Origin of the sequence: uncultured Campylobacter sp. (genome assembly GCF_905372745.1) — a bacterium.
In the GTDB taxonomy this organism is placed as follows: domain Bacteria; phylum Campylobacterota; class Campylobacteria; order Campylobacterales; family Campylobacteraceae; genus Campylobacter_A.
On the sequence record NZ_CAJPQR010000013.1, the window covers coordinates 36,589 to 58,988 of the forward strand.

The window sequence follows — 22,400 nt, forward strand, 5'->3', positions numbered from 1 at the left end:
GTAATTTCGTAATAAGGGTCGCAATTATATTACATTTTCTCTTAATTTTAAAAAAAATGCTCGTTTTTGTGTTACAATATCCGCTATCAAAATCTAATTAAGAAGGATGCAAAAATGAAAAGCAAATTTTTAGCTTTATCGCTGTTAGTCGCCTCTTTGGGCTTTGCAAACGCCGCAGATATCGAGATCTCAGATATCTACGCTAAAGCTACGCCTCCCGGCGCAAAAAATACGGCCCTGTTTTTTAACGTAAAAAACAACACCGATAAACCGGTAAAACTAATCGGCGCTAGCTCTCCCGCAGCCGCTACGGGCGAGATACATACGCATAAAGACGTAGACGGCATGAAAAAAATGGTGCAAATAGAAAACATCGAAGTGCCTGCGATGGGAGAGGCGAATTTAAAACCGGGCGGTCTGCACGTGATGCTGATGAACGTAAAAGCCCCGATCAAAGAGGGCGACAAACTAGACGCTACGCTAGAGTTTGACAACGGACAAAAACTCGAAGTAAAAGACATCGTCGCAAAAGCGGTCGTTAAAAAAGACGGCGAACACGGACACGATCACGGCGCGCACGATCACGGCGGACATCATAAGCATTAATGAAAAAATTTCTCATCGTTTTGGTCGCGTTAGTCGGGGTTTTTGCGACCTCGGCGTATCTGTTTTTTAAACCGCAAGCGCAAGAGGACTTTTTGAGCGCAGAGGACGTGGGGGCAAATTTAACCCCGCTTCCTTGCGATATGAACGCCGAGCACTCCTGCGGCGTAGAGTTTCGCGGTAAGACGGTTAAATTTAGCCTCTCGCCAAAGCCAGTTTACACGATGCAACCCACGATCGTGCGCATCGAGGGGCTAGAAGGGTTTAAAGACCCGAGCCTTGAGATCCACGGCGTAAATATGGATATGGGCGTCATCAAGGCCGAAGTCGAAAAGCGCGACAACGCCTACGTATCAAACGTCGTGCTAAGCGCATGCCTGATAAACATCATGAGATACCGTTTCGAGGTGCTGGAAAACGGCAAAAAAAGCGGGCTTTATATAGACTTCGACTTGCATCAATAGACGCAAATTTTACTTAAAAGGGCGGATAATGAAAAAGCTTATTATCGCAGTTATACTGATTTTAACGGTTCTTGGCGCAGGCTATCTCGCACTCTACTCAAACAAATACGCCCCTAACGGCCAAGGCGCAAACGTCGCCGAGGGTCAAAAAAATTATGATTTTACCGGTAAGGGTGCAAACGGCGCGGTGAGTCTAAAGAGCTTTGAAGGTAAAAATAAGATCATATACTTTGGCTATACCTCGTGTCCGGATGTCTGCCCCGCAACTTTAGGTATCCTTTCAGGCGTGTTAAACGAGCTTAAAAGAGACGATATCGTCGTGGTTTTCGTTACTCTCGACCCGGAGCGCGACGAGCCAAAAAACGTGGACGAATACGCAAAATACTTTTATCCGGACTCATACGGCGTCGTAGTAAACGACCTACCGGGAGTCGCTAAAAACTACGGCGTAAAATACCAAAAAGTCCTACTGGAAAAGTCTGCCATGGAGTACTCCGTCGCACACAGCTCCTCGCTCTACGTACTAGACAAAAACGGTAAATTCGTAGCAGAAATATCAAATTTAACCCCGCAAAATATCAAAAAAACATTGGAAAATTTAGAGAAATAACGGCTCGCGATTTTATAAATCCCGTGTTACGTTATAACGCAGATTCATTTTTATATATCAAATTATTACGAAAGTTGATTTAAGTCAATATTTTTTTAAGCTCGCCCGCTGTATAGTTTCATTAAATTTCGAAGAAGGAACGATTTGAACCCACGCACGCTAGCGAGCATTTTTTATCTACTATTTTTAATCTCGGCAAGCTACGGTTTCGAGCCTAGCGCCGACGTAAAAAGCTATGCCTTTAGCGAACTTAACGGCGGAAAAATAGCCCTATACGACGCGGCAAACGAGCTAAAAATCATCGATGCGGCAAATCTGCGACCAAGTGCGCAGACAACCTTGGCCGCGGACGAGATAACCTCGCTTGCTTTTGGCACGGGCGAGCTATATGCCGGGCTTTCTAGCGGAATAATCGTTAAATTTAGCAAGGATTTAAACTCCAGGGAAGTGGCGCTGGACGTCTCAAGCCTCGGTCTTGATGCGCACATAACGCATCTAAGCATATCAGGCGGTAAATTTTACGCCGTGGCGAGAGAAAATATCTTCCTCGTCTACGACCCGTCCGTCAAGAAGCTCTCCGCCGCACGCCTTAGCGGCGTATACCGCGTAGCAACCTGCAAAATCATAAATGACGTCGCCGTAATAACCGGCTGGGATAGGTCGGTTTTTAGGTTAAATTTGACCTCGATGGAGGTAAAAAATCAAGGCAAACTAAATGCGGTGGCCTTAAGCGCGGCGCAGACGGGCCAAGATATGCTTTTAGGGCTAGCTAGCGGAGAGATAGCAAGCGTAAAATTTGAATCTGAGGAAAATTTAGCCCCTAGCGAGCGTATAAACCCAAAAACTACGCAAACAAGCGCGGTAAATTCGCTAAGCAAACAGTCGTTAAGCGCAGCTAAAGACAAAGCCGCCAAGGATGGCTTTAAAGCAAATGCGGCGGATAAGACGGACGTAAATTTAAGCCAAAACGCGGTTTTGCCGCAAGCATACGGCGATAAACTCGGGGCAAATTTAGCAGATAAAACCGCAAAAAACGAAGCAGACGTAAATTTGTCGCGCAAAAAAACAAGCGTAAATTTTTTAGATACGAAACCCTCGGCAAATACGCGCGAAATCGCCCCAAAAAGCCTAAACGCAAAAATTTATAAAATCTCGAATCTACGGATAAAAAGCCTGCTATCCGTGCGGGATAAAATTTATATCGGCCTTGATAACGGCGAGATTTGGCGCGCGAACGCAAATTTTACGGATATAGAGCGGCTCGGGAAAAATTCGGATGCGATAATAAGCGTTTTTAATAATAATGAAGATATAATAACCGTAAGCATAAACGGCGAAATTAAAATTTATAAATAAAATCTTAAGAAAGGAGATTTTTAATGAACAAAATTTTTGGTTCAGGCATCGTTGCGGCGGCGTGTATAGCGTTTGCCGTTAGCAATGCGTGCGCGGCAGATAGCGACTTGCAAGCTATCATGAAAGCGCGCGGGCTAACGGAAAAAGACGTCCTAGCGGCTGCTAAAACGTATCAACCAAGCGGTAAAAAAGACGACTATATCGTCTTTTCCTCAGGAGGCCAAAGCGGACAGGTGATGGTTTACGGCGTACCTTCGATGAGGATTTACAAATTTATCGGCGTCTTTACGCCCGAGCCTTGGCAGGGATACGGCTTTGACGAGGAGTCTAAGGCTATCCTAAAAAGCGGTGCGATTAGGGGCAAGGAGCTTTCGTGGGGCGACACTCACCACCCTGCTCTAACCGAGAAAAACGGCGAATACGTCGGCGATTATCTTTTCATCAACGACAAGGCTAACCCTCGTATCGCGGTGATAAATTTGCACGATTTTGAAACTACGCAAATCGTCGTTAATCCAATCGTAAAAAGCGAACACGGCGGCAGCTTCATCACCCCAAATAGCGAGTACGTCATCGAAGCGGCGCAGTACGCGGCTCCGCTAGATAACGGCTACCACTCGATAGACGAGTACGAAAGCGCATACCGCGGCGCGGTAACGTTTTGGAAATTCGACTATCCAAAAGGCAAGATAGACGAGAAAGCTTCCTTCTCGCTTGAGCTTCCTCCGTATTGGCAGGATTTAAGCGACGCGGGTAAGGGCGAGAGCTTCGGCTGGGCGTTTTCTAACTCCATAAACTCAGAGATGTACACCGGAGGTATCGAAAAAGGCTTGCCTCCGTTTGAAGCGGGCGCAAGCAGAAACGATACTGACTATTTGCACGTTTATAACTGGCAAATTTTAGAAAAACTAGCTCAAGACAAGAAAAACTACAGAGAGATAAACGGCCACAGAGTAGTTACGATAGAGGCTGCCGTTAAAGCCGGCGCGCTATTTTTGATCCCAGAGCCAAAGAGCCCGCACGGCGTAGACGTTAGCCCGGACGGCCGATATATCGTTATCGGCGGTAAGCTAGATACGCACGCTACGGTTTTTGACTTTAGAAAGATCAAAAATTTAATCGATAAAAAAGAATTTGCCGGCACCGACTCTTACGGCATACCGATTCTTGATTTGCAAAAGACCCTACACGGACAAGTGGAACTCGGCCTTGGACCTTTACATACGGCATTTGACGCGCAAGACGGCGTACTTTATACCTCGCTTTACGTCGATAGCCAGATCGTAAAATGGGACTATAAAAATTTAAAAGTCCTAGATAGGATCAACGTCCACTACAACATCGGACACCTAGACGCGATGGAGGGAAAATCGGCCAAACCTAAGGGCAAATACGTAATCGCTCTTGATAAGCTATCAATCGACCGCTTTAACCCGGTAGGCCCTCTTCATCCGCAAAACCACCAGCTAATCGACACTACGGGCGCAAAGATGGAGCTTTTATACGATATGCCGATACCTCTTGGCGAGCCTCACGACGTTATATCTATCGAGGCTAGCAAGCTAAAACCGGCTACCACCTACGCCATGGGAACAAACTCTCGCACCGGTAAAGAAAGTCCGTTCGCAACTCTTGCGGGACAAGAAAGAGTCGAGCGCAACGGCAAAAACGTAACCGTCTACGCTACGATGATCAGAAGCCACATCAATCCTGAGCATATCGAGGTAAATAAAGGCGACAACGTAACCATCCACCTAACAAACCTAGAGCGCGCCCAGGACGAGACTCACGGCTTTACGGTCGATCTTTACAACATCCACGCCTCTTTAGAGCCGGGTAAAACCGCAACCGTAAATTTCGTAGCGGACGAAGAGGGCGTATTCCCTTACTACTGCACCGAGTTTTGCTCTGCATTGCACCTTGAGATGATGGGCTATTTGCTAGTTAAAGATCCGAACAAAAAATACGAATCGGCAAAAGCAAATAGGCTAAAAACCCTAAGTCCCGAAGCCCTAAAAGCCGAATACGATAAAGTAATCGCTACGAATAAAGCTACCGACGAAGTTATCCAAAGCGTAGTGGCTTACTTAAAAGAAAAGCATTACGAAAAATATCCTAAGGTAAAAGAGCTGGTTACCGACGCGCTGGATCAATACGGCAAAATCCCCGAGGCTAAAGCAAAAGCCGACGAAGCCTATAAAAAAGGCGACGTAAACGGCGCGATACTTTGGGAGTACCAAGTGTGGCAGTATATGGTTAAAACCGCAGACGTCGGCCTAAGAGCTAAAAATAATCTCGCTAAAGAGATCGCTACGCCTATGAGTCCGGCTGCGGCTAAAGGCGAGGCCGCATATCTAAAAGGCGGCTGCAACGCTTGCCACGTCATCGGTCAGGTTAGCTCGGGCCCGGATCTAACGGGCGTTCTTTTACGCCACGAAAACGGCGAGAAGTGGGTATTTGACTTTGTCAAAGATCCATCAAAATTTTACGGCGACGAGTATATCAAGTCTATGATCGATTACTTTAATCTAAGAATGCCTAATCAGCACATGAGCGATCAAGAGGTCAAAGATATCATCGAATACCTAAAATGGATCGACGAAAACGCGGGAATGTAGTCTAAATTTGAGCTTAGCGACTCGAATTTAACCGCTAAATTTAAGGCTCGGAGCGCGTAATCCGAGCCTTTTTCGTTAAATTTAAAAAGCCTTTTGCGAAAAATTTTTTAAATTTAATAAAGGAGAAACGATGAAGAAGTATCAAATTTACACTATTATCGCGTTAGTCTTGATGACCGTTTGTTTTACGATCCCGGTTCTTGGATGGTTCGGCGCGAAGGCTAAAATCGCCGCAGGCGAGCCGCTTGCCGGATATTCGTATAAAATTTACGACCTTTACACCTCGTTTCAGTACAAAAATCACTTGATGCCAGACGACGTAAAAGCCAGCCTGCAAAAAGCGATCGAGCAAAAAGCCGAGATCGGCACGCCCTCTTTTCCTATCTGGTACGTCGCGCTTGAAGCGCCAAACTACCCAAAAGACGCCTTCCCTGACGGTATCCCGGTTTATTTTCACGTTGACGGATACGGCGGCGACGTGCACGAGATGAACACCATAAACCACTACATCGGCATGTATCCGATGGAGCACGGCGGCAACGTCGAGCGCGCTATCGCGCCTTATTATCTGCTTATTTCGACGCTTTGCATGCTAGCCTTTTTATACTACGACGGCAAATTTAACTCCCTGCTCATGGCGCTTCCCGCTATCGCTCCGCTGCTTTTTATGGGCGCGTTTGCGGGCTGGCTTTATTGGTACGGGCACAATATGCAAGAGTGGGGCGCGTTTAAGATAAAACCGTTTATGCCGACCGTGCTTGGCGACGGCAAGGTCGCGCAGTTTACAACGCACTCGTATCCTAGCATAGGATTTTGGGTGATGATGGCTATGAGCGCGCTTTGTATCCTGGCCGTATTTTCAAAGAAAAAAGAGCTCAAAGAAGCCAAATGAAATTTAAGCTTTTGCTCTTTTGCGCACTAAATTTGACGGCCTTCGCCGGTCCGCTGCAAGACGCTATAAACGCCGCCGAACCGGGCGACACGCTGCGCCTAAACGACGGACTTTACGAGGGAAATATAATCGTCGATAAGCCGCTAACGATAATAGGCAAAAGCAAGAACGCCGTGATACGAGGCGACCGCAAATCAAGCGTGATAAAAGTAACGGCAAAAAACGTAAAGCTCGTAAATTTAAACATCGAAGGCAGCGGCACGAGTCAGATGAACCTAGATGCAGGCATCAGCTGCGCAAAGGGCAATAATATTTTAGTCGAGAAAAACCGCTTTAAAGACGTGCTTTTCGGTATCGAGCTATCAGAGTGCAACCAAGCCGTCATCAGAGATAACAACATCACCTCAAAAGAGGGCTTTGACGTGCCTAGACGCGGAGACGCCGTGCGCGCGTGGTATTCGCACGAAAACTTAATCGAGCGAAACTACGTCTATAACAGCCGCGACATCGTGGCGTGGTTTTCCAGCAACAACATAATCCGCAAAAACTACGGACAAAACAATCGCTACGCCGTGCATACGATGTACTCGGCGGGCAACCTCATCGAGGATAACGAATTTAGCGGGGGTGCCGTGGGGATGTATTTTATGTTTTCAACAAATTCTCTCGTGCGCCGAAACGTGATAATCAACTCAAACGGAGCCTTTGGCGTGGGTATCGCGCTAAAAGATACCTCGGGCTTTACCGTGAGCGAAAATACCTTTTTGTATAACTCGCGCGGCATCTACTCCGACCGCTCGCCGCTAAATCCGGGCACCGTAAATACCCTCGAAAACAATCAAATTTTATACAACGTTATCGGGCTACAAATGCACGCGACGCAGGAAAAAAGCGTGTTTAAGGGTAATGATTTTATCGGCAACATGGAAACGGCTATCAACGACACGCCCGGCTCAAAGATCGAGCTAAACGAGTGGAGCGGTAATTATTTCGACGAATACGAAGGCCTGGATCTAAACCGCGACGGCATCGGCGACACGCCGTACTCGCACTTCGTTTACGCCGATAAGCTTTGGCAGTACTATCCGACTCTGCGCTTTTTCTACGGTTCGACCGTGATTAGCGGGCTAAATTTTCTAGCTAAGCTTGCGCCCTTTTCCGAGCCGCTTAAGCTTTTAGAGGACGGCTCTCCTAAAATGCGCCCCAATAACGCCCAAAAGGCAACGCTATGAATAGACGAAATTTTATCGCACTAACGGCAGGCGCGGCGGCCGCAGGCTACGGCATCGGATATTTTTTACCCAAAACGCACGCGGACGAGCTTTTTTTACGGCCTCCCGGAGCGGTTAAAAATTTCGAATCGCTCTGCATAAAATGCGGCCAGTGCGTGCAGGTCTGTCCGTATCACAGCATTGGGCTGCTAGACATCGCGCAGGGCTACTCAAACGGCACGTCCTACATAAACCCGCACGAGCGAGGCTGCTATCTGTGCGACCTTTTTCCTTGCGTTTTAGCCTGTCCCAGCGGCGCGCTAGATCACGCCACGACGCAGATCAGCGACGTGAAGATGGGCGTGGGCGTGCTAAGGGAGCATGAAGCCTGTCTTGCTTATAAAAACGAAAACGTAAATTTAAGCGGCGTTACGAGAATGCTTGAACGTAAAATTTACAACGACCGCGAGCAAGCCGTAAAAGACGCCGTCCAAAATAGCGTGGATAAGCCCTGCGATCTGTGCGTTAGCCTCTGCCCGGTCGGAGACGCCGCCATATCGATGGCTAAAAGCGACGGGCGAAATTTGCCCGAATTTAAACAGGGCTGCGTCGGATGCGGAGTGTGCGCCGAAGTTTGCCCGGCACAGATCATCGATATAGCGCCAAATCGCGGCTATGACGAAATTTACAAAGGATAAAAATGAGAAATAAAATTTTAGGCTGTCTTGCGGCTCTCGCCGCCGCCGCGCTGATAACGGGCTGCGAGAGCAAGGATGATAAAAAAAGCATGGCGCAAGCGGCAAAAACGCAAGCGACGCCCACCGCCGCAGGCATGATAGAGACGCAAAAAGCGGACGCTAACGCAACCGCGCAAAAAGACTACGATCAGTTTATGAGCTACGATATAAACGGTAAAAAGAGAGTCAAATTCGGTCTAGATGACGAAGAGAGCGAGACTAGCCGCTCAGTCGGCGCGCTAGCGATGGTGCGAAACCCGCTGCAAAGCATAAATTTAAAACTCGTAAAAGGGCGCCTTAGCAAGGACTTTATCGTAAAATGCTCCGCCTGCCACGACGACTACGCCAACGGCATCATCGGCCCGTCGCTGCTAAATAAAACCTCGGATCAAATTTACGACATGATATTTGCGTATAAAAACAAGCAAAAGGCAAATCCGCTGATGAAAGATCTAGTCCAAACCCTAGACGAGGCGCAAATCCGCGCTCTAGCAAACGAAATCAGCGAATTTAACGAGCAGTTTAGAAAAAAATAGGAGGCTAAAATGGGAAAGAAAATAGCGATAATCTTTGGAGCTTTGGTCTTGGTTCTTATGATTTTTATGCTGACTAGCCAGCCCTCAGCGCCCATAAAAGATGCCAGCAGACCCGAAATAAAACCTCAAGACTTCGCTCCTAAGCAAGAGCGAAACGAGGAGCTAAATCTGCAAGACGCCGAGGAAATAAAAAAGATAAAACAGCTACAAAACAGCGTCGCAAATCAGCCCAGCGAGGGCGTTAGCAAACGATACCTCACATCCTGCGCGCCTTGCCACGGAGCAAACGGCAAGGGCGTGATGGCGCCTAAAATTTCGGGCAAAAGCAAGGACGAAATTTTAGCTAGGCTAAAAGACTACAAAGAAAATAAAGTACCAAACAGCCTAATGAAAGGACTTTTAAACAACGTATCAGACGAGGATTTAGGCTTGTTAGCTGATGAAATTTCAAAATTTAAAGAGTAGCGGATGGATAAATATAGCACGCGTTGCACGGTCTCAAAGGTCGATTTTTTCGATACGCTGACGATAAAAAACGGCGAGGGCAAAAAAAGCCTCAGCTGGCGAGGACGCCGCCTCGTCGTGATCGCGCTAGTGCATATTTTGTTCGTGCTCTCTTACCGCGCGGATATTCAAATTTTAGAAGGCGACATCAGCGGATCAAGGATTTTGGGCTTTCATTTGACCGACGCTTTTATGAGCTTTCAGGTATTTGCCGCGACGCACGAGTTTCCGATAAATCTCATCATCGGCACGGCTACGATTTTGCTTTTTTACGCGCTCGTGGGCGGGCGGGCATTTTGCGGCTGGGTGTGTCCTTATACCTTTTTAGGCGAGATCGGCGAGAAAATCCACGAAAATTTAGCCGCCAAAAAGATAATCAAACGCCGCGAGTTCGACCCCAAATGGCGCTATGTCTTTACCGCGCTTTTTATCGCGATGAGCTTTGCTAGCTCGCAGCTCGTGTTTGAGATATTTAGCGTGACGGGCATAGTGTCTAGGTTCGTCATTTACGGCTATTTTCACGCGATTTGGTTTGCCCTTTTCGTACTTTTAGTCGAGATTTTCTACTCCCGCAGGGGCTGGTGCCGCTACGTCTGCCCCATCGGCGCGACGTATTCGCTGCTAACACGCACCAACGCCGTAAAAGTCAGCTGGAACAAGGACCGCTGCGACCACTGTTTAGTATGCATCGATACCTGCCTCGTGCCGCACGTGCTAGAAATCACGAAGAAAAACGCCAAACTAGACGGCGACGAAAATAAAAAAGAATTTCGTCTCGTAGGCGGCGACTGCACGCTTTGCGGGCGCTGTATCGACGTGTGTCACCACGACGCGCTGAAATTCGACAACGGCTTTAAAAAGCTCATCTAAAAGGATAAATTTGATAATCTTAAAAGACATCACTAAGGCTTTTGGCTCGCAGAAGATACTGCAAAACGTAAATTTAAACATAAAAAAGGGGCAAAAAACGGTCGTGCTCGGGCAAAACGGCGCCGGCAAAAGCTCGCTGATGCGCATAATCCTGGGCGAATTTAAGCCAAACAGCGGCGAGGTGCGAGTAAACGGCTTTGATCCTTTTACCGCGCGCAAAGAAGCCCTTAGCGTGATATCTTTCGTCCCGCAAACTCCGCCGCCGCTTAAATTTAACCTAAAAGAGCTTTGCGAGTTCGTCTGCAAAAGCTCGGGCGCCCCGCAGGAAAACATAGAAAAATTTTGCGAAAAAATGGAGCTTGATCTAAAAGGAAATTTTCACAAGCCCTTTTACAAACTCTCAGGCGGTATGAAGCAAAAAATGTTAATCGCAATCGCCTTTGCTAAAGATACCGAGGCCATGATGTTTGACGAACCTACTGCAAATTTAGACCCCAAAGCCAGGCGAAATTTTATGGATCTGCTAGGCGAGTTTGCGCGCGAAAAGACGCTGGTTTTCATCTCGCACAGGCTTGATGAGGTGCAGGGCATATCAAACCGCTACGTCGAGATGGACCTGGGGCAGATCATAAAAGACGAGCCGATCTATCAAGGAGGCGCGCATGCGTAACTTGCTACTCATCGCCAAACTAGATGTCGCCGAGTCGCTGCGCTCGCGCTGGTTTCTCATCTATATGCTAGTTTTTATGGGGCTTATCGTTACTTTTATCTTTAGCGGCGTGACGGACTCGCGGGTGCTGGGTTTTAGCGGACTTACGCGGCTTTTGCTGCTTTTTATCCAAATTTGCATCGTTATCGTGCCCATTTTTATCCTCATCTCGACCGTGCGCAGTATCAGCGCCGACCGCGATACGAACCTGCTTGAGTATATGCTTAGCTTTCCCGTTAGCCTGGGCGAATACTATTTCGGCAAGGCTTTGGGGCGTATTTTCGTTATTTTCGTGCCGCTTTTGCTATCTTTTGTTTTAGCAGTAGTTGCCGGTTTAGTTAAAAAAATCGAGATCCCGTGGGATATCCTAAGCCTCTACACCGCCCTACTTTTCGCGCTTAGCTTCGTATTTTTGTCGTTTGGATTTCTTATCTCCTCGGCTATCAAAAATCAAGAAATGGGTCAAGGCGTCGCGTTTTTACTCTGGCTTATCTTGTTAGCGTTTTTGGATCTTGCGCTGATGGGCTTTTTGATGAAAACTAACGTACGCGAGGACATCATCTTTTTTATCGCGCTCATTAATCCGATCGAGGTCTTTAGGATCGCGGCGATTAGCCTGTTTGATCCAAATTTAGCCGTGATCGGAGTGGCGTCGAATTTCGTATTAAACAACTTTAGCGCGTTTGGATTTGTGATTTACTCGATTTTTTATCCGCTGATTTTAGGCGCGATTATGCTTGTTAGCGGATATTTTATCTTTAGCAGCAGGGATTTGGTGTAAATTTAGCTAGTCTGCGGTAGCCGAATTTGGCGTTTAGGCAGGCTAGCTAGTCGTTTTATCAAGCAAATTTGACCGCCCGCGTGGCTAAACTGCGATGAAACGACGCCATTTTCTACGCTACCCATAACCGCTAAAACCCAAAATTTATCATCGCAGTGAGGCGTATTAGATTTAAGTTCAAAATTCGCCTTTTATTTTATCGCGGCGATATATTTACCGGACGCTACTTTACCGACCGGCGGCTGGGTATCTTGACCCCATATATAGTAGCCTAGTACCTGTTTAAATAGTCGCCGTTTAAATTTAGATTAAATACAGCCATTGTTTATCCTTTGTATGAAATTTTTTATTTCAAAATCTTTAACGAAATTTATATAAAACTTTTAGCGCCTCTCTATATCTCTACCGCCCAAATAATTTTCTTCCAGCGGATAATTTATATTGCCGCAGTTATCAAATTTAAACCCTTTTCCGATACCGACTACGGCATTTTTTCTCTCTTTATAGTATTTCTTCACGATAATAAAATTTTCTCTCGTATCGTACAGATACTCCGAATGGTTAAATTGCATATAATTACCGTTAAATATAGCGAATTTATCAAGGAGCAAAGTGCCAGTAACATCATTCTCACTACCATCTATTCCAACTATCGGTCTATCAAATCCAACGCTCATATCGTTCAAATTTATTTTTAGATATTTCTTTGGATCGGTTTTTTTAGCCTTTAGCTCTTTCATCAGTATCTCCTCGGTCGTTTTTCCCTCTTGATAATATTTTTCTAATACTTCAAAACAATTCGATAAGTTTATATTTTCTAGTTCATAGTATGCAACCTCGTATCTACTATGCCAAAAACTACCGAAGGTTTTAAATTTATAATCGTCAATCATCCAATCTAGTTTTATATCATAATCTAAATACGCTCCTGCTACTTTTTTATACAGCTCCTCTTTGGGTAAAATTCTATCCTCTTTAAGACAATAGCCCTGCTTGTATTTGTTGTAGTCGGAAAGGGAAACTATCACAAAGCCTCGCGAGGTGGAAAAATCTGGCACGATGCGGATAAATGCGGTGCCTAGTATCGCCGTAAAAAGCACGACCGACCAAACTATCTTTTTAAGTTTGCTACCGAAGAGTTTTTGTTTTAAATTTAAGTTCAAAATTTGCCTTGTTGTTTTATTTTCATTATGATTATATTGTGATCAAACTTAGGCGTTTATAAGCGGGTATCGCTGTTTTAAAATTTAATTTTGCAGGGGTCTTTTGCCAGAGCTTAGACAATAGGCAAATTTGACGACCCAGCCGCCAAATTTGCCTATCATAGCGTAATTTAAGCCTCTTCCTCTGCGCCCAAATTTCCCTCGCCGGCAACCAGCTGGGCCGCTAGCTTTTTGCTTGATTTAAAGTCCACCTTACCCGTTCCTAGCACCGGTACGGCATCTACTTTATAAATCTTTGAAGGCTGCATGATGGACGGTATCGCAGAAGCCCTGATGCGCGCGGCCACGTCATCCTCGCTTATCTCGCCGCTAAAGAGCATTACGACTTGCTCGCCCTTTTTCTCGTCGGCGACGTTGGTGCAGACAAAGGTAACCTCATCGCCCAGCACGCCTGAAATTTGAGCCTCGAGCGCGCCTAGGCTTATCATCTCGCCGCCGATTTTAGCAAAGCGAGATAGCCTATCCGTGATGGTTAAAAAGCCCGCCTCGTCTAAAAAGCCGATGTCGCCGCTGTTATAGTAGCGCACGCCGTCTAGCTCGACGATCGCCTCTTTCGTGCGCTCCTCATCTAGATAGTAGCCCTTCATCACCTGATGGCCGCCGATTAGGATTAGGCCGGCCTGCCCGTTTTCTAGCTTTTCTAGGCTTGTAGGGTCGCAGATTCTTATTATCGTGCCTGCAGTCGGTAGACCCACGCTGCCCTCTTTTGAGAAAACAAGCTCTTTAAAAAACTCGGGCTCTAGCACGTTTGCGGTATTTACGCTAACGACGGGCGAGGTCTCGGTCGTGCCGTAGCCTTCGTAAATTTCGACGCCGAATTTCATCTTAAACTCGCACTTAACGGCCGCGTTTAGCTTCTCCGCGCCGGCTATCGCGTAGCGGATCGTAGAAAACATCAGCGGATTTAGCTTTTTGTTTTTGGTATAGAGCCTAAAAAACGTAGAAGTGCCAAACATTATCGTCGCGTGGTATTTAGCAACCATCTTACCCACGGCAAAGGCGTCCGTGGGATCAGGCACGTGAGCAGAGGCGATACCCTCGCTAAGCGGGAAAAAGGTCGCCGCGGTAAGCCCAAACGAGTGAAATATCGGTAGCGACGCTAAGATAACGTCGTTGCCGTCCGTATTTACGATCTCTGAAATTTGCTTGATGTTAGCCATTATGTTTTTATGCGTTAGCACGATGCCCTTTGGCGTGCCTTCGCTGCCGCTGCTAAAGAGTATCGTAGCATCGTCGTCGATGCGAACGTCGCGAAAATAAATAAGCTCAAGCAGCCAGCGCGGCATCAAAATCGCCTTTAGCATCGCGCAAATTTTATCAGCCTTGCTTATGCCTTGCGCGACGTCTTCGAGATAGATGAGCCTGCCTTTTAGAGATTCTTCCAGCTCAAAGCCGCGAGCCTTTAGCTTGGCGATAAACTGGCGCGACGTAATTATGCTTCTTAACCCAGCCTTGTCCGCGCAGCCGATCAAATTTTGCTCGCTAAGCGTGTAGTTTAGATTTACGCTTATCTTGCCTCTGATAAATAGCATCAAATTTATAATGCTACCCATCACCGAGGAAGGCAGTATCACGCCGACGTTTCGCTCTTTTAAAAACGAGAATTTAAATTTAGACAAAAACACAAGCACCGTCGCGATAACCTTGAGATTGTTTAGATCAGCGCCCGTGCTATCTACCATCGAGCGTTTAAACAGATTTGCTTTAGCGTGTTTTAGCCAGCTAAACTGCATAGGCTCGAGAGTTTTTAGATACTCCGCCCAGCTAAAAAACGACAGCTCGACGACCTTTTCGCGTACCTGCGGGGCTTTGGTTTCAGGTGCCAAAGGCGCGCCGAAGCTCACCCTGATAGCGCGCTTGCCGTCTATTTTGCGGCTGATTTTTTGGTAGTATTTTTGAGCGCGCGAGAAGCTAGAACCCCAAAGACCGCGCAGATAAAACGGCACGATGACGGAGTTCGTATCGCTTGCGGCTATCTCGTAACCGTGCGCAAACTCGTCTATCTGGCCGTTATAGCTGATATGACCCTCAGGAAACAGCGCCACCACGTCGCCCGCGTCTAGGCACTCGCGGATCTTTTCTAGCGCGCTTTTGCTAGCGCCCGCGCCTATCGGGATCACGTCAAATAAATTTAACAGCCATTTTAGGTACCAAATTTCATAAAAGCTCTTATGCATCGCAAATCTGATCGGGCGCGGAGAGGCCATCTGCAGCACCGCCCAGTCTATCCAGCTCATGTGGTTGCCAAGTAGCAGCACGCCGCCTTTTTGCGGGATATTTTCGACGCCGTCGACGTTGATGGTGTATCCGATCCTAAAAAACGGCATGATAAGCAAGCGAGCAAAAAGATGCGGCAGGTACTTTATCGCTACCAGCGCGCAGATAAGCACGCTAAAAGAAGTAATGACGAAAATTTCGGGCGTACTAACGGCAAATATGCTAAACGCCATCGCAAGCAGTAAAAACGCCGCCATGAAGATGTTTTGGATAAAGTTGCTGCCCGCTAGCGTGCGGCCCATCTGCTCTTCAGAGGTAAAAAACTGGATATTTGCGTTTAGCGGCACGATGAAAATGCCGCCGCTAAAACCGAACAAAAAGGACGCCAGCGTCATAAACGCAGCACTTGAACCCTGCGCAAACATAAGTAGCGAAACAAAAAGCCCAAGCGCGCCAAAAGGCACGATGCCCATCTCGATGTGGTTTTTCGAGTAGCTGCCCGCTAGCGCTGAGCCCACGACTAGACCGATGGTGCTAACGGCTAAAATCGCCTGCACGATCATGACGTTGTTATCCGCGCTCATAGCCTTGTAGTGAGCGGGGAAAACGGCGATAACCAGCTGCGCTACCGCCCAGAAAACCGAAAGTCCCAGCGTGCATAAAAAGGCGTTTTTGTTGTTAAAGATGTGCTTGGTGTTTTCTTTTAGGTAGCCTAGTTTAAAGTACTTTTTCGCGTCAAATTTAAGCCCGGCGTCAGTCGCCTCGAAAAACGGAATCTTAAACGTAAAAATCGTCTCTGCTACCGAGCAAACAAAAAGTATCGCGCCGATAAACCAGACCGATTTTATCATCTCTCCGGCATCCGTGCTAGTAGCGGCGTAGCTCTCGAAAATAGCCGAGAAAACAAACGAGCCAAGCAAAATCGCCACGATAGTAAAGGCCTGCACGATACCGTTTGCAGCGCCAAGCTTTTCTGCGCCCACGATTTTTTTGATTAGTCCGTATTTAGCGGGGCTATACACCGCGCTTTGTACCGCTAGCAGCAGCGTCGTACCGAACGCCACGTAAAACCAGCCGCAAAGGTAGCTCACGGTTATAAAAAGCGTGAGTAAAATTTCGCTCGCCGCCGCGTATCTCGTGATGCGGGTGCGCGAAAATTTGTCGTTTAAAAAGCCAGAAACGCTAAAAAGCATGATGTAGGGCAGCAAGATTAGCAAATTTACGAGCGAGGTCAGGATGATCTGTAAATTTTCATCCTCGATGCTCTTAAAAAGTATGTTTTGGATCGTGATCTTGTGGCCAAGATCGACGACCGCGTTGATAAACATAACGATCAAAAAGGGCAAAAAGCCCCTAACCGAAAAAACGCCTTTCATTTGTTCTCCTTTTTGTAGGCATCAAAGGTGTGGAAATTTAATATGTATGGTTTTAGGATCAAGATATTATCGAAAACGAGCTTTAAGGCCGCATTTTTATCCTTTGCTTTAGCGTAAATTTCGCGCGCGCACTCGGCTTCGATTTTGGCCGTTTGCTTGGCTAAATTTATATAGGTCCGTAAAATTTCTCGCCCGCGCTCGCTCTTTTGGGTCTCTAGCACGATTTGCAGGATCTCGACCTCTTTTTCGGTTAGCTTGCCGCCGCGCATAAAGATAAATCCGTCTTTTATAAATTTATCCAGCTCGGCCTCCGTGATACCCAGCCTCTCGCACGCCTGCTCGGCGCTTAGCGTCTGGGCGAAATTTGACCCCATAAAGGTATCGAGCGAATCAAAAAGCGCCTCGTAGCAGCGCTTAAAGCTAAAGCCCTTTTGCTGCGTGAGCGCCTTGACCTCTTTTAGGCTTAGGTGGAAGTTGCTTTGGACGTATTTGATGAAATTTAGCATCAAAAGCGTATCCTCGCCGTACTGATGGACGTTATCTTTTACCTTCACGGGCTCTGGCAAAAGCCCTTCCTTGACGTAAAAGAGTATCGTTGATTTGGGTGTTTGCGATAGTTCGCAAAGCTCGCTCATCTTGTAGCTCATCTCTTTCCTTTCGTTAATTTTGACGAAATCTTACGCAAATTTAGCTTAGAAAATCATAAAGCGTAAAGCACCACTTGACACTTTTTAAAATTTAGGCTATGATTTCGTCAAATTTTAAAAAGGAGAAACGATGTTTCGAGATGGTTTTTACCGCACAGGCGAGGGTTTGGAGGCTTTTAGTTTTGGCGTAAATTTGAGAGGCAGAAAAACGGCGGCAAATTCTCGCGCAAATTTAGGCAGTCTCGCTGAGCCGTCAAAACAGAACGCGCGGGTAAATTTAAGCTCAAATCTAAGAGCGAGCAAGACGGCTACGTCAGAAACGCTCGGGTTTTGCCAAAACGCGGCGGATAAAATTTACGCCAAAGATAAATTTGATAAAACGAGCGTAAATTTAACCGCAAACGAAGCAAATTCGAGCGGGTTTTCGCGGGGTAAATTTAACGAAATCGCCGTGCGGGAGAGCGAACTTAGCAGCTTGCAAAACGCAAATTTAATGCAGATAAAAACCGTCGATATCCACTCGCACTTGCTTAGCGCGGATGTAAAATTCGACCGATTTTACGACAAACTAGCGCTTGCGTTTTTTGCCAAAAAATTCGACATAAACAGGAGCGAGCTTATAAAAAACGGTTTTGAAGGCTACAAAAGCAACTTCGCGCGTCTGATAAAAAGCTCAAATTTCGTCCAAAAGTCCGTGGTTTTCGGCGTCGATGCGAAATTTGACGAGAGCGGAAATCTCGTACACAAGGACAAAACCGTCTGCGCCTCAAACGAGGATGTTTTTGCCTTTTACGAGCAAAATCCAAACGAGGTCGTGCCGTTTTTTAGCGTAAATCCAAACCGCAAAGACGCGCTAAATTTGATCGAAAAGTACCACAAAATGGGCTTTAAGGGCGGCAAGCTGCTACACTCGTACTGGGAGACGGATCTAAACGACAAGCGTTATGAGCCCTATTTTAGGCTGCTTAGCGAGCTTGGGCTGCCGCTGGTGATCCACGTGGGCGACGAAAACTCGCTGGCGTCAAACAAGGCGCTTGAGAGCATCGAGCAGCTAAAATCCCCGCTAAATCTTGGTTGCCGCATCGTCTGCGCTCACATGGGCGCCTCAAGCGACGGCGTTTTGTCCATGTTTTCGCGCGATCCGGAGAAACTGGGCGCCAACTACTTCACTCTACTTCGTTGGCTGCGCGAGTTTGACGGGCTTTATGCCGACGTTTCGGCGCTGCTTTGCATAAACAAGGCCCGCATACTGCCGCATCTAAAAACCCAAACGCAAATCCACGACAAAATCCTTTTTGGCACCGATTTTCCCGTGCCTTTTAGCGTGATTTTAAGCAGCTACGACCTGCCGTTTCGCGAACGACTGGCGCTAAATCGCATCCAAAATCCGCTCGATCGCTACGTGTGCGCGATGAGTTTGTATTTTGGCGAGGACTCGCCGATTTTTAGTAACTATAAAAAGATTTTGGGGGAGATTTAGAGCAAATTTGACGATCGGCGTGCGAAATTTGACCCACAAATTTAAAGGCGAAGAATTTGCAAATTTTAGGATAGCGGCTAAAATTTAAAGCCAAAATCCTAAATTTTAAAAGCGACTTCTACGGCAACGTTAAATTTGCGCGCTTCAAGCAAAGCAAACCTGCGCAAAAACAAACTAGCTCCGTCTTTTGCGCCTTGCTTTTTTCGTCCGTTTGGGATACGGCTCGTCGTCCCTGTCAAAATCCTTATCCTTAAGCATCCAATAAATCGCCGCAAAGATTACGCCAAACAACAAAAACTCCGTAAGATAGTGCGACCCGCTACCTCGCAGTATGAGAAAGCATGCGATAAGGCCGCCAAGATACGAATACGATACCTTGCCCAAAAAGTTTCCAAACTTAGCAAAGCCCAAATTTAAAGCCGCCGAAGCTAGCACAAATACTATAATCCCGTAAAACAATCCCATTATAAAAATATAGCCCGGATCGGGAACGTAGGCTTCGTCGCTTTGCTCTATATCAAATTCTATCATCTTACGCCTAAAGGCCGTGCTCTGCACGGACTCATCGTCAAAACTAGGGTCGCTGCTAAGTATTTTACCTGCTAGATCTATGCTTTGCTCGGGCGTCCTTCCCGAAAATTCGTAAAACGCGGCTATCAGCTTGCCCTTCGTACTTTCATTGACGTTTAAGTCTTCTTTTATAAATTTTAGCAAAGCCTCCCGCGCTTTTAGCCCTTCGTAACCTCTCTCGTATAAAATAGCCTCGGCAATCTTTTGTACGCCTGCCTTTATGCCGCCGGCTACATCGCCTTTAGCGAGTTTTGGGATTATGTCCCTGCTTATAATATCTTTACTTACCTCGTCTTTTAGTACGCCGATATATCCGCTTCCAGCCTCGATATATGCTTTTTTATCGTCCGTAACTACTATCAGCAAGGCTTTTTTGCCAAATATCCCCCACTTTCCGGCTAACTGCGCACCGTACCACTCTAGCCCGTCTTTAGGGATGCTGCTTATCGTGGCTACGATGATTTCAACCTTATCAAACCTCTCCTGAAAATATAAAATTTCCTTCAACTCCTCTTTTTGGGCAGGACTTAACGCCCCGGCGCCGTCTGCTATTTTGCCGGTTAAAATCGGAAACTCCAAATGCCCATCTACCCCGGTCTTAGCGGCAAGAAGCGAAGCCGTAGTAAAAGCGTAAAACAAAATAATCAAAATGCGCTTCATATCTTTCCTTGATTTTTACGGATTTTAGTTAAATTTATATTTGCGTATTTTTGGGATATTGGCGTAATTTAGCGGATTTAAAGCCGTTTGCTTGCTTGATTTTGGTTAAATCAGTCCCCTGCCGCCCGCTTTTTCTTTTGCGAATTTGCAAAAAAGGCTAAAAGCCAAAACATTAGTTAGCCTCAAATTTATCGCAAACGGCAGCGCCGATACGACTAGGCTAGAACCAGCAAAATTTAGCAAGCGTTCTAGCAAAATTTGACGCCAATTTTAAGCCTCACGACGCTACCACCTGCCGCTAGCTCCGCCGCCGCCGTAACCTCCGCCTCCTCCGCTAAATCCGCCTCCCGAGCTTCTGCCTCCGCCAGAACCGCCGCCGTAGCCGCCAGAGTAGCCCGAACCTCCCGAATTTGCGCCGGAGCCGGGTTTTATATTTTTGGTCAAATAAAAAAATAGCATAAAAAGCGCAAACATAACCACGCCTCTAAGGGCAAAATCTTCTATACTAAACGCTCCGGCGACGACGGCTGAGGTAAAGCCCGATAAAACCGCGCAAACCCCGATACGCACGAGCGCCGCGCCCAAAATCCCAGACGCGAACAGCAGCGCCATGCCGGCTATTATCCCGTAAGCTTCTACGGGCGTTTCGTCCTCTTTGTCTAGCTGCCGTTTTACGCTCTCGTCGCCCTCAAGCACGGCTAAAATCTTTTGTGCGCCGATCTTTACGCCGCCTTCTATATCGCCTTTTTTAAATTCGGGGATGACGTAGCGGTTTATGATAACGCCGCAAAGAGCGTCCGTTAGCACGCCTTCTAGGCCGTAGCCGACCTCGATACGCACCTGCTTGTCGTTTGGCGCAACTACTAGCAGCGCGCCGTTATCTTTGCCTTTTTGCCCGATACCCCAGCGTCTGCCAAGCTCTAGCGAATACTCCTCTATCGCCTTGCCGCCCAGCGACCGGGTCGTTACGATAACTAGCTGATTAGTCGTATTGTTTTCGTGAGCGGCGAGCGCGGTTTCAAGCTCTCGTTTTGCCGCAGGGCTTAAAACGCCCGCTTGATCGACTACTCTACCGCTTAGAGCCGGGATATCGCCGCTTTTTTCGCTGATTTTAGCGGGCGCGCTTTGCTCGCTTACCGTCTGCTGGGCCGATAAATTTAGCGTAAAAAGCCCGCAAATCGCGCAAACGCAAAATAAAGCGGATAAAACGCGTTTCATCGGCTTACTTGGCAAAAGAAACTTCAGGCGCGTTTTGCTCGGTAACGCTCGCCTCAAACGTAGCGCGCGGCTTTAGCTCCGGATATAGGGCGGCGGCGATAAATTTACCCGGGATTTTACGCAGCGCGACGTTATAGTCTTTGACCGCTTCGATATAGTCTTTTCTGGCTACGGAGATGCGATTTTCGGTGCCTTCTAGCTGGCTTTGCAAGGCTAGGAAATTTTGATCGGCCTTTAGCTGAGGGTAGCTTTCGCTAATAGCCATAAGGCGAGATAGCGCACCGCCCAGGCTATTTTGCGCGGCTTCAAACTCTTTTAGCTTAGAGGGATCATCTATAGAGCTAACGTCGATCGTCACGGCGGAGGCTTTGCTTCTAGCTTCGGTTACTTCTTTAAACACGCTCTGCTCGTGGCTAGCGTAACCCTGAACGGTTTTAACGAGATTTGGGATCAAATCGGCTCTGCGTTTGTATTGGTTTTGCACTTGGCTCCACTTTTCCTTGACTGTTTCGTCAAGCACGGGAAATTCGTTAGCGTATTTCATCGCTACCCCGGCTAGGAGGAGGACAACTGCTAAAAAAACGAGTAAATTTTTCACGGCTATTCCTTTTTTTAAATATAAACGCGATTATAGCCGTTTAACGCTTATTTGCCCTTAATGCAAATTCGTTTTAGCCCTTTGCGCGGGTGACCCGGTTAAATTTGCTCGCCCCCGACTACCGCTTTAGCAATTTTAAGGCAATTTACCGCTTTAAATTTAACCGTCTTTGCGGCTACTATTTTGCAAATTTGATCATTAGCAAAAGGTCTGGATTTGGAGTTTTTTAAATTTTTATTTACTCTAGCGGCGCAAATTTAAGCGGGCAAAATTTGACGAGATTAGCCGCAAATTTGCCCGCTAAATTTCAAATTTGACGAATTCTCGCCAAATACGCAAAAGCCAAAACGGCAAGCGCCGCCGTAAATTTAAATCTCCTAAATTTAACACAGCCCGCCGAAGCCGACTAAAATCTCCGTCAAAAGCCCAAACAAAACTACAACAAATTTATCAAAAAGTTACGTTTGATAAATTTAGTTTCGATACGTAACACTTATCGCCTAAAATAAAAATATAAAAA

General features: G+C 46.8%; 20 protein-coding genes. 14 read left to right on the forward strand and 6 right to left on the reverse strand.

Annotated features, from left to right (window positions below):
- Positions 1 to 114 precede the first annotated feature (114 nt).
- The 13 genes from QZ157_RS05355 (at position 115) to QZ157_RS05415 (ending at position 11,891) form a co-directional block, all read left to right on the forward strand.
- Complete coding sequence (locus tag QZ157_RS05355; RefSeq protein ID WP_295142806.1) at positions 115 to 606, forward strand: copper chaperone PCu(A)C; 492 nt, start codon at positions 115 to 117, stop codon at positions 604 to 606.
- Positions 606 to 1,067 carry a hypothetical protein gene (locus QZ157_RS05360; protein ID WP_295142809.1) on the forward strand — a complete coding sequence of 154 codons (462 nt, stop codon included), beginning with the start codon at positions 606 to 608 and terminating at the stop codon, positions 1,065 to 1,067. Before QZ157_RS05355 ends, QZ157_RS05360 begins: the two co-directional genes overlap by 1 nt.
- Before the next feature lie 28 nt (positions 1,068 to 1,095).
- On the forward strand, positions 1,096 to 1,677 hold the full coding sequence (locus QZ157_RS05365; RefSeq protein ID WP_295142812.1) for an SCO family protein: 582 nt from the start codon (positions 1,096 to 1,098) through the stop codon (positions 1,675 to 1,677).
- A 144-nt stretch (positions 1,678 to 1,821) separates the two neighbouring features.
- On the forward strand, positions 1,822 to 3,033 hold the full coding sequence (locus QZ157_RS05370) for a hypothetical protein (RefSeq protein WP_295142814.1): 1,212 nt from the start codon (positions 1,822 to 1,824) through the stop codon (positions 3,031 to 3,033).
- 23 nt (positions 3,034 to 3,056) lie between these two features.
- Entirely contained in the window at positions 3,057 to 5,651 is a 2,595-nt protein-coding gene (nosZ, locus tag QZ157_RS05375; protein ID WP_295142816.1) for a Sec-dependent nitrous-oxide reductase, read from the forward strand.
- Positions 5,652 to 5,781: 130 nt separating this feature from the next.
- Positions 5,782 to 6,543, forward strand: a complete 762-nt coding sequence (locus tag QZ157_RS05380; protein WP_295142818.1) for a cytochrome C — start codon at positions 5,782 to 5,784, stop codon at positions 6,541 to 6,543.
- Positions 6,540 to 7,775 (forward strand): nitrous oxide reductase family maturation protein NosD, encoded by a 1,236-nt coding sequence (locus tag QZ157_RS05385; protein ID WP_295142821.1) that lies wholly within the window; start codon positions 6,540 to 6,542, stop codon positions 7,773 to 7,775. Before QZ157_RS05380 ends, QZ157_RS05385 begins: the two co-directional genes overlap by 4 nt.
- Positions 7,772 to 8,452, forward strand: a complete 681-nt coding sequence (locus tag QZ157_RS05390) for a 4Fe-4S dicluster domain-containing protein (RefSeq protein ID WP_295142824.1) — start codon at positions 7,772 to 7,774, stop codon at positions 8,450 to 8,452. Before QZ157_RS05385 ends, QZ157_RS05390 begins: the two co-directional genes overlap by 4 nt.
- Positions 8,453 to 8,454: 2 nt before the next feature.
- Positions 8,455 to 9,027 carry a hypothetical protein gene (locus tag QZ157_RS05395; RefSeq protein WP_295142827.1) on the forward strand — a complete coding sequence of 191 codons (573 nt, stop codon included), beginning with the start codon at positions 8,455 to 8,457 and terminating at the stop codon, positions 9,025 to 9,027.
- A gap of 9 nt (positions 9,028 to 9,036) precedes the next feature.
- Positions 9,037 to 9,492 carry a c-type cytochrome gene (locus QZ157_RS05400; protein WP_295142830.1) on the forward strand — a complete coding sequence of 152 codons (456 nt, stop codon included), beginning with the start codon at positions 9,037 to 9,039 and terminating at the stop codon, positions 9,490 to 9,492.
- A gap of 3 nt (positions 9,493 to 9,495) precedes the next feature.
- On the forward strand, positions 9,496 to 10,401 hold the full coding sequence (locus QZ157_RS05405; protein ID WP_295142833.1) for a NapH/MauN family ferredoxin-type protein: 906 nt from the start codon (positions 9,496 to 9,498) through the stop codon (positions 10,399 to 10,401).
- Between the two features lie 10 nt (positions 10,402 to 10,411).
- Positions 10,412 to 11,071, forward strand: a complete 660-nt coding sequence (locus QZ157_RS05410; protein ID WP_295142836.1) for an ABC transporter ATP-binding protein — start codon at positions 10,412 to 10,414, stop codon at positions 11,069 to 11,071.
- Positions 11,064 to 11,891 (forward strand): ABC transporter permease subunit, encoded by an 828-nt coding sequence (locus tag QZ157_RS05415; RefSeq protein ID WP_295142838.1) that lies wholly within the window; start codon positions 11,064 to 11,066, stop codon positions 11,889 to 11,891. The genes QZ157_RS05410 and QZ157_RS05415 overlap by 8 nt, the downstream gene beginning before the upstream one ends.
- 383 nt (positions 11,892 to 12,274) lie before the next feature.
- On the opposite strand, the gene QZ157_RS05420 is transcribed toward QZ157_RS05415, so the two are convergent.
- The 3 genes from QZ157_RS05420 to QZ157_RS05430 form a co-directional block, all read right to left on the reverse strand.
- On the reverse strand, positions 12,275 to 13,054 hold the full coding sequence (locus tag QZ157_RS05420; protein ID WP_295142840.1) for a hypothetical protein: 780 nt from the start codon (positions 13,052 to 13,054) through the stop codon (positions 12,275 to 12,277).
- Between the two features lie 170 nt (positions 13,055 to 13,224).
- A complete protein-coding gene (locus tag QZ157_RS05425; RefSeq protein WP_295142842.1) occupies positions 13,225 to 16,707 on the reverse strand; it encodes an acyl-[ACP]--phospholipid O-acyltransferase in 3,483 nt (1,160 codons plus the stop codon).
- Positions 16,704 to 17,354 carry a MerR family transcriptional regulator gene (locus tag QZ157_RS05430; RefSeq protein ID WP_295142844.1) on the reverse strand — a complete coding sequence of 217 codons (651 nt, stop codon included), beginning with the start codon at positions 17,352 to 17,354 and terminating at the stop codon, positions 16,704 to 16,706. The genes QZ157_RS05425 and QZ157_RS05430 overlap by 4 nt, the downstream gene beginning before the upstream one ends.
- Before the next feature lie 130 nt (positions 17,355 to 17,484).
- Here QZ157_RS05430 and QZ157_RS05435 point away from each other — a divergent pair, with 130 nt between their 5' ends.
- A complete protein-coding gene (locus QZ157_RS05435) occupies positions 17,485 to 18,834 on the forward strand; it encodes an amidohydrolase family protein (protein WP_295142847.1) in 1,350 nt (449 codons plus the stop codon).
- A 174-nt stretch (positions 18,835 to 19,008) separates the two neighbouring features.
- On the opposite strand, the gene QZ157_RS05440 is transcribed toward QZ157_RS05435, so the two are convergent.
- From QZ157_RS05440 to QZ157_RS05450, 3 genes are all read right to left on the reverse strand, one after another.
- Complete coding sequence (locus QZ157_RS05440) at positions 19,009 to 20,064, reverse strand: TPM domain-containing protein (RefSeq protein ID WP_295142850.1); 1,056 nt, start codon at positions 20,062 to 20,064, stop codon at positions 19,009 to 19,011.
- Between the two features lie 285 nt (positions 20,065 to 20,349).
- Positions 20,350 to 21,282 (reverse strand): TPM domain-containing protein, encoded by a 933-nt coding sequence (locus tag QZ157_RS05445; RefSeq protein ID WP_295142852.1) that lies wholly within the window; start codon positions 21,280 to 21,282, stop codon positions 20,350 to 20,352.
- Positions 21,283 to 21,286: 4 nt separating this feature from the next.
- Entirely contained in the window at positions 21,287 to 21,880 is a 594-nt protein-coding gene (locus QZ157_RS05450) for a LemA family protein (RefSeq protein ID WP_295142855.1), read from the reverse strand.
- Positions 21,881 to 22,400 lie beyond the last annotated feature (520 nt).

Excerpts from the sequence above, each read along its gene's own strand:
- QZ157_RS05445 (WP_295142852.1), bottom strand. The coding sequence starts at position 21,282 with ATGAAACGCGTTTTATCCGCTTTATTTTGCGTTTGCGCGATTTGCGGG.
- QZ157_RS05395 (WP_295142827.1), top strand. The coding sequence starts at position 8,455 with ATGAGAAATAAAATTTTAGGCTGTCTTGCGGCTCTCGCCGCCGCCGCG.
- QZ157_RS05405 (WP_295142833.1), top strand. The coding sequence starts at position 9,496 with ATGGATAAATATAGCACGCGTTGCACGGTCTCAAAGGTCGATTTTTTC.
- QZ157_RS05360 (WP_295142809.1), top strand. The coding sequence starts at position 606 with ATGAAAAAATTTCTCATCGTTTTGGTCGCGTTAGTCGGGGTTTTTGCG.
- QZ157_RS05425 (WP_295142842.1), bottom strand. The coding sequence starts at position 16,707 with ATGAAAGGCGTTTTTTCGGTTAGGGGCTTTTTGCCCTTTTTGATCGTT.
- QZ157_RS05435 (WP_295142847.1), top strand. The coding sequence starts at position 17,485 with ATGTTTCGAGATGGTTTTTACCGCACAGGCGAGGGTTTGGAGGCTTTT.
- QZ157_RS05365 (WP_295142812.1), top strand. The coding sequence starts at position 1,096 with ATGAAAAAGCTTATTATCGCAGTTATACTGATTTTAACGGTTCTTGGC.
- QZ157_RS05415 (WP_295142838.1), top strand. The coding sequence starts at position 11,064 with ATGCGTAACTTGCTACTCATCGCCAAACTAGATGTCGCCGAGTCGCTG.
- QZ157_RS05380 (WP_295142818.1), top strand. The coding sequence starts at position 5,782 with ATGAAGAAGTATCAAATTTACACTATTATCGCGTTAGTCTTGATGACC.
- QZ157_RS05400 (WP_295142830.1), top strand. The coding sequence starts at position 9,037 with ATGGGAAAGAAAATAGCGATAATCTTTGGAGCTTTGGTCTTGGTTCTT.
- QZ157_RS05355 (WP_295142806.1), top strand. The coding sequence starts at position 115 with ATGAAAAGCAAATTTTTAGCTTTATCGCTGTTAGTCGCCTCTTTGGGC.
- nosZ (WP_295142816.1), top strand. The coding sequence starts at position 3,057 with ATGAACAAAATTTTTGGTTCAGGCATCGTTGCGGCGGCGTGTATAGCG.
- QZ157_RS05440 (WP_295142850.1), bottom strand. The coding sequence starts at position 20,064 with ATGAAGCGCATTTTGATTATTTTGTTTTACGCTTTTACTACGGCTTCG.
- QZ157_RS05390 (WP_295142824.1), top strand. The coding sequence starts at position 7,772 with ATGAATAGACGAAATTTTATCGCACTAACGGCAGGCGCGGCGGCCGCA.
- QZ157_RS05385 (WP_295142821.1), top strand. The coding sequence starts at position 6,540 with ATGAAATTTAAGCTTTTGCTCTTTTGCGCACTAAATTTGACGGCCTTC.
- QZ157_RS05430 (WP_295142844.1), bottom strand. The coding sequence starts at position 17,354 with ATGAGCTACAAGATGAGCGAGCTTTGCGAACTATCGCAAACACCCAAA.